Source organism: Amycolatopsis acidicola (genome assembly GCF_007713735.2).
Classification (GTDB): Bacteria; Actinomycetota; Actinomycetes; order Mycobacteriales; family Pseudonocardiaceae; genus Amycolatopsis_E; species Amycolatopsis_E acidicola.
Map to the genome: position 1 here is coordinate 36,489 of NZ_VMNW02000080.1, position 6,000 is coordinate 42,488.

At 68.8% G+C, this 6,000-nt stretch carries 7 protein-coding genes; 1 reads left to right on the forward strand and 6 read right to left on the reverse strand.

Annotated elements, in window-relative coordinates; all coding sequences use genetic code 11:
- The first annotated feature begins 175 nt into the window (after window positions 1-175).
- Window positions 176-364, forward strand: a complete 189-nt coding sequence (locus tag FPZ12_RS35545) for a helix-hairpin-helix domain-containing protein (RefSeq protein WP_144753831.1) — start codon at window positions 176-178, stop codon at window positions 362-364.
- A 3-nt stretch (window positions 365-367) separates the two neighbouring features.
- On the opposite strand, the gene glmS is transcribed toward FPZ12_RS35545, so the two are convergent.
- The 6 genes from glmS to FPZ12_RS35575 all read right to left on the reverse strand — a co-directional run bounded on the left by glmS (window position 368) and on the right by FPZ12_RS35575 (window position 5,799).
- Window positions 368-2,194 (reverse strand): glutamine--fructose-6-phosphate transaminase (isomerizing), encoded by a 1,827-nt coding sequence (glmS, locus tag FPZ12_RS35550; protein WP_144753834.1) that lies wholly within the window; start codon window positions 2,192-2,194, stop codon window positions 368-370.
- 11 nt (window positions 2,195-2,205) lie between these two features.
- Window positions 2,206-2,463 carry a hypothetical protein gene (locus FPZ12_RS35555; protein ID WP_144753837.1) on the reverse strand — a complete coding sequence of 86 codons (258 nt, stop codon included), beginning with the start codon at window positions 2,461-2,463 and terminating at the stop codon, window positions 2,206-2,208.
- A gap of 61 nt (window positions 2,464-2,524) precedes the next feature.
- The gene (locus FPZ12_RS35560) at window positions 2,525-3,088 is read right to left on the reverse strand and encodes a hypothetical protein (protein ID WP_144753840.1); all 564 of its coding nucleotides are present in this window, start codon (window positions 3,086-3,088) and stop codon (window positions 2,525-2,527) included.
- 66 nt (window positions 3,089-3,154) lie between these two features.
- A complete protein-coding gene (gene dusB / locus FPZ12_RS35565) occupies window positions 3,155-4,300 on the reverse strand; it encodes a tRNA dihydrouridine synthase DusB (protein WP_144753843.1) in 1,146 nt (381 codons plus the stop codon).
- Window positions 4,301-4,334: 34 nt separating this feature from the next.
- Window positions 4,335-5,414 (reverse strand): DUF1648 domain-containing protein, encoded by a 1,080-nt coding sequence (locus FPZ12_RS35570; RefSeq protein WP_144753846.1) that lies wholly within the window; start codon window positions 5,412-5,414, stop codon window positions 4,335-4,337.
- A 7-nt stretch (window positions 5,415-5,421) separates the two neighbouring features.
- Window positions 5,422-5,799 (reverse strand): GntR family transcriptional regulator, encoded by a 378-nt coding sequence (locus FPZ12_RS35575; RefSeq protein WP_144753849.1) that lies wholly within the window; start codon window positions 5,797-5,799, stop codon window positions 5,422-5,424.
- Window positions 5,800-6,000: the final 201 nt, after the last annotated feature.

The following is a 6,000-nucleotide window of genomic DNA, read 5'->3' on the forward strand; positions in this document are numbered from 1 at the left end:
GGGACGTGGTGACTGTGCGCGACAACACCGAGGGCAGACTTCGCCTGTTCGGCAGATGTGCCATGCGTGCTGTGTGCGGTATGCGCGGGCCGCGGGAAAGGAACTCGCCGGAGCAGCCTCCCGGTGCCGGGACGCTCGCCGGGTACGGTCGAAGGCCGAGGCGGAGGAGAGCGCGATGAGCGAGGATTTCCCCAAAGGCATCGGTGCACCGGCGACGCGAGCGTTGCACGCGGCCGGGTACACCGAGCTGGCCCACTTGAACAAGGTCCCGGCGACCGAGCTCAAGAAACTGCACGGCATGGGCCCCAAGGCGCTCGCCCGCCTCCAGGCGGCCTTGGTCGAGCGCGGGTTTTCGCTCGGCTAGGGCTTACTCCACCGTCACGCTCTTGGCCAGGTTCCGCGGCTTGTCGATGTCACGCCCCAGGTGGTGCGCGAGGTGATAAGCGAAGACCTGCAAAGGAATCGTGAACAGGATCGGGTCCACCTCCGGCTCGCTGCGTGGAACCCGGATCACCGAATCCGCCAGCCCATCGGGCAGTTCCGCGTTCGTCAGCGCGATCACCGGGCCACCGCGGGACTTGATCTGCTCGATCGTGCTGATGTTCTTCGACAGCAGCTCGTCGTCGGGCACGATCACGACCGAAGGCATCGCGGGGTCGATCAGCGCCAGCGGCCCGTGCTTCAGCTCGCCCGCCTGGTACGCCTCGGCGTGCACGTACGAAATCTCCTTGAGCTTCTGCGCTCCCTCACGCGCCACGGGCCAGCCGCGCACCCGCCCGATGAAGAACATCCGCTCCGCGCCGCTGTGTTCCTTCGCGACCTCGGAGATCGCGTCCTCCCCGTCCAGCACCTCGGAAATCAGCTGCGGCAAGGAATCCAGCGCCGCGACGATCCGGCTGCCGTCCGAAACCGACAGGTCACGCACCCGGCCCAGTGACAACGCGAGCATCGCGAACACCACGGTCATGTTCGTGTACGCCTTGGTCGACGCGACCGAAACCTCCGGTCCGGCATGGAGGAAAACGCCGCTGCCGCATTCGCGGGCGATGGCGCTGCCCACCGTGTTGACAGCGCCGATGACCTTGCCGCCCTTGCGTTGCAGCTCCTGCACGGCAGCCAGGGTGTCCGCGGTTTCGCCGGACTGGCTGATCGCCACGTACAGCGTGTCCTCCTCCACCACCGGATTCCGGTAGCGCAGCTCCGACGCCGGCTCGGCGTCGGCGGGCAGCCTCGCCCACTCCTCGACGAGGTTCGCGCCCAGCTGTCCCGCGTAGTAGGCCGAGCCGCAGCCGAAGAACTTCACGCGCCTGATCCGGCGCAGGTCCCGCGGGTCGAAGTTCAATCCGCCGAGCCTTGCCGTGCCGAACCTGTCGTCCAGCCTGCCCAGTAGCGCACGCCGCACCGACTCGGGCTGCTCCGCGATCTCCTTGTGCATGAAGTTCGCGTAACTGCCGAGGTCGTAGTCGGAGTCGTCGAGGTCCACCGTCATCGGGGTCTTCGCGGTCCGGTGCGCCTGCAGGGTGCTGGTCACGAAGTCGTCGGCGGTGATCGTGGCCAGCTCGCCGTCGTCGAGGTACACCACGCGCTGCGTGTAGCGCACCAGCGCGGCGACGTCGGACGCGACGAACATCTCGCCGTCACCGATGCCGAGCACGATCGGGCTTCCGTTGCGCGCCACCACGAGCTGACCCGGGTTCTGCGCGTCCAGCACCACGATCCCGTACGCGCCGTTGACCTCGCGCAACGTCTGCCGGACCGCTTCCTCCAGCGAGGGCGCGCCGTCGGCGAGCGCGGCCGCGATGAGGTGGGCGAGCGCCTCGGTGTCGGTCTCGGACACCAGCTCCACGCCGTCGGCGGTCAGCCGGGCGCGGAGCCTGCCCGCGTTCTCGATGATTCCGTTGTGCACCACGGCAATCCGCTTGGCGGTGTCGAGATGCGGATGCGCGTTCGCGTCGGTCGGCTCACCGTGCGTGGCCCAGCGGGTGTGCGCGATGCCCGTCGTCGCCGGCTGGTTCTCCTCGACCAGGTCACGCAGTTCGTCGACACGGACCGCGGCCTTGGTGACCTTCAGCCGGTTGCGGTTCGCGACGGCGAGCCCGGCCGAGTCGTAACCGCGGTACTCGAGCCTGTGCAGCCCCTCGAGCAGCACCGGGGTGGCGCGCCGCCCGCCGACGTACCCGACGATTCCGCACATGTGTGTTCCCTTCAGCCGTACACGATCCGCCGCAGCTGGCGCTCGCTCAGCTCGCCCGCGCCCACCGGGCGTTCGGCCAGCTCCGCGGCGACGATCCGCCAGATCTCGGCGTTGCGGCGCCCCCGCTTCCGCAACTCCGAGTGCCGGCGACGCACGAACTCCTCGGTCGTCTCCCGGAAGTACGCGATCACGTCCGCGATGACTCGTTCGGCGACCGGCGCCGGCAGGCCCGTGGACCCGGCGACATGACGGACCAGCTGCTGATCCATGCCCCGACAGTTCCAGGCGAACCCGGGTTCAGGCAAGTTTCCTGCCCGAATTCGGGCAAGATCACGCCGAAACGAGGCTCCTGGCGCGCGGAAGGTAGGCGATGAAGAGGCAGGCCGCGGCCACTGGCAGCAGGTTGAGCGTCACGGCGGGCAAGCAGACCCCGACGAACACGAGCACCAGGCTCCACCACGGAAGCTTCCGCGTCCACGCGAGCATCGCGATCAGCACGAGGAGTCCGAAGTACATCAGCTGCGGCCCGAACTGGTAGAAGAAGACGTCGAATCCGGGCAGGTCCTGGAAGTTCCCGGTCAGCCTGCTCAGATCCGCCTTGTCCGAGGCCAGCAGCCCGGCCACGATGTCGACCACGAACTGGACGATCGAGGCGAAGATCCCGATCAGCGTGCCCACGACGGCGACGGTCCGGCCCGGCACGCCGCGCAGCTCCCGGCCGACGCCGAGTACGGCGGGGAGGAACAGCAGCAGACCGGCGAGGTTGGCGAAATGCGCCAGCTGCCAATCGAGGCCAGGGCCGTACTGGCCGTCCATGCGGCCGATCAGCCGGATGACGCCGTAAAGGAACATGCAGGAGGACGCGGCGAGAAACGCATTGCGGGTGGAAGTCATGCGTTTCAACCTGGCAGCGCGGCGCGCCCCGGACATCCGGATTCACCCTTACTGCGAACCCGGAAATCAGCCCCCGGAATGCATGTCCTCGGCCTCGGGGACGCAGTCGTCGTCCGGGTCCTCGAGCCAGCCGTGCGGCAGCGTGACCTTCCCCGGCGAACCCTGACGGCCGCGGGGGCCGAGCGCGTCGGCGGGGAAAGGCGCGTCGTGGTCGAGCTTGGTGATCAGCTCGTCCAGCTCCTCGAGCGAGGAGACCATCGCGAAGGCGCGGCGCAGGTCGGAGCCGACCGGGAAGCCCATGAAGTACCAGGCCATGTGTTTGCGCAGGTCACGCATGGCCTTCTTGGCTCCGTCGTGCTGCACGAGCAGCTCGGCGTGACGGCGCAGCACGCGCGCGACCTCGCCGAGCGAGGGGCCCTGCGGGACCTCGCGGCCGGCGAAGGCGGCTTCGAGTTCGCCGAAGAGCCACGGCCTGCCGAGGCAGCCGCGGCCGACGACCACCCCGTCGCAGCCCGTCCGCGCCATCATCCGCAGGGCGTCGTCGGCGGTGAAGATGTCGCCGTTGCCCAGCACCGGGATGGTCTGCACGGCTTCCTTGAGCCGCGCGATCGCGGACCAGTCGGCCTGGCCCGAGTAACGCTGCGACGCCGTCCTCGCGTGGAGGGAAACGGCGGCGGCGCCCTCGGCCTCGGCGATGCGGCCCGCGTCAAGGAAGGTGTGGTGGTCGTCGTCGATGCCGATGCGGAACTTGACCGTGAACGGCACCCCGGCCGACTCCGCGGCCTTCACCGATTCGGCGACGATGTTGCCGAACAGGCGGCGCTTGTAGGGCAACGCGGCGCCGCCGCCCTTGCGCGTGACCTTCGCGACGGGGCAGCCGAAGTTGGAGTCGATGTGGTCGGCGAGCCCCTCGCCGACGATGATGCGGACGGCCTCCGCCATGGTCTTCGGGTCGACGCCGTAGAGCTGCATGGACCGGGGCTTTTCGGCGGCCCCGAAGGTCATCATGTGCATGGTCCCGGGATGCCGCTCGACGACGGCGCGGGCGGTGATCATCTCGCACACGTAGATGCCTGCGCCGTACTCCTGGCACAGCTGCCGGAAGGCAACGTTGGTGATCCCGGCCATCGGCGCGAGCACCACCGGCGGATCGACCTGGTAGGGGCCGATCTTCAGGGCGGGTTTGCTCAGGGTGGCGGTCACGTCCTCCATTGTCGCTTGTGGTGTGTGTTACGGGCGACCGGGTTCAGCGGACCAGCGCTGGGAGCGCGATGCAGGCCGCGATGAGCAGGACCGATGCGGCGACGGCGACCGGGTTGCCGAGGTTGACCGTCCAGCCGATGCCGAAGCGCTTCGGGACCCAGACGGCTCGGTCGTCGCGGTTGACGTAGAACAGGCCGAGCTTCCAGTAGCGGTCGTCGTCGCGCTCGGTCGCGTCGTTCGCGGGTTCCTCGCCGGTGGGGAGTTTGTTGCCGGACTGGCCGTAGCGCAGGCCGAACACGAGGAGGCCTGCGGCGCCGAGCAGCGTCGGGAGGACCACCGGGAGCGTCGGGAAGTCGGCGGCCCCACGCCAGATCTGCCACGACGCGAGGCCCAACGAGACGTTGAGACACGCCGCGAGTACCAAGAGGGCGCGCGCCATTCCGGAGGTGAAGCGACGGTGCTGGTCGGCGCTGCTTCGCGGCCGGGTGGGGTCGAGGTCCGGCTTGAGCCTGGGCAAGGCGTAGGCCAGGCCGAGGAACAACGCGGTCAGCCCGGTTTGCAGGAACACCACTCCGAAGACGCTCGACAGGGACTTCGCTGCTTCGTGGTCGGGCTGTCCCGACGCGTTGAAGTGCAGCACGAGTGTTGCGGGCATGTCCGGGTAGCGGACCGCGCCATATACGACGGTTGCCGCGAGGAGGAGTACCGCGGGTAGCGCCCACAGCCAGGGGAACGGGGTGGGTTCGGTGTGCCGCTTGGTATCGGTGACGGTGACCTGTCGCTTGCCCTGGAACCACTCCTCGCGCTGTTTCGCCGAGCGGATGGTGGCCCGCGCGTGCACGTACCCCGGCGCGACGACGCCCAGTAGCGCGACCGTGATGATCGGCGACACCAGGATCTGTTGTGTGACAAGGGAAAGCACGAGTCCGGAAAGGACGAGAACGATCCCCGCGGTGCCGACCCACCACCGGTAGATCCGGCGCTGTTCCTCGATGAGCGGGTCGTGCGCTCGCTCGGCGGGCACCCGGACGCCGAACGGCACGGTCGGTTTCACCACGGACGGCATGGCCCAGGCCGCGGCCAGTATCAGCAGAGGGCCGATCAGGTCGCGGAACACCAGCATCGCCGAGTCACCTCGTCGCCGGCTCGAACGTTCGCAGCGCGGTGCCGCAGTGCTCAAGCACTTCTCGCTCGTCGAGGCCGTGCGCGATGGCTTCGGCCAGAAGGGTCTTCAGCCGGGCCTGCCATTCGGCGGTGAACTGCGGGGTTGTCCGTGCTCGCACGATGGCGCCGCTCTTGCGGTTGATCACGAGGAGCCCTTCGCGGCGCAGCAGGTCGTAGGCCTTGTTGACGGTGTGGAAGTTGATGCCGAGGTCCACCGCCAGCTGTCTCGTCGAGGGCAGCGCCTCCCCCTCGGCAAGCTCCCCCGACGCGATCCCCTCCACGACACGGTCCCGGATCTGCTGGTAGATCGGCACTTCCCCGGTCAGGTCGATACTCAGGAGCATGTTCTACAACTTATAGAACAGACGGATGGAAGGCAATCGAGCGGGGCGGTGCGCTGGGGTGCGGCGGTGCGGTGAGGTGCGGCGGTGCGCTGCGGTTGGGTGCGGCGGTGCGGCGGTGCGGTGGGAGTGGGGTGCGGTTGCGGGGGCGTGGTCGCGGGGGTGCTGGGAGGTGGTGCCGCGGCGGACGGCGGAGGGTGCATG

Excerpts from the sequence above, each read along its gene's own strand:
- FPZ12_RS35545 (WP_144753831.1), top strand. The coding sequence starts at position 176 with ATGAGCGAGGATTTCCCCAAAGGCATCGGTGCACCGGCGACGCGAGCG.
- glmS (WP_144753834.1), bottom strand. The coding sequence starts at position 2,194 with ATGTGCGGAATCGTCGGGTACGTCGGCGGGCGGCGCGCCACCCCGGTG.
- FPZ12_RS35555 (WP_144753837.1), bottom strand. The coding sequence starts at position 2,463 with ATGGATCAGCAGCTGGTCCGTCATGTCGCCGGGTCCACGGGCCTGCCG.
- FPZ12_RS35560 (WP_144753840.1), bottom strand. The coding sequence starts at position 3,088 with ATGACTTCCACCCGCAATGCGTTTCTCGCCGCGTCCTCCTGCATGTTC.
- dusB (WP_144753843.1), bottom strand. The coding sequence starts at position 4,300 with ATGGAGGACGTGACCGCCACCCTGAGCAAACCCGCCCTGAAGATCGGC.
- FPZ12_RS35570 (WP_144753846.1), bottom strand. The coding sequence starts at position 5,414 with ATGCTGGTGTTCCGCGACCTGATCGGCCCTCTGCTGATACTGGCCGCG.
- FPZ12_RS35575 (WP_144753849.1), bottom strand. The coding sequence starts at position 5,799 with ATGCTCCTGAGTATCGACCTGACCGGGGAAGTGCCGATCTACCAGCAG.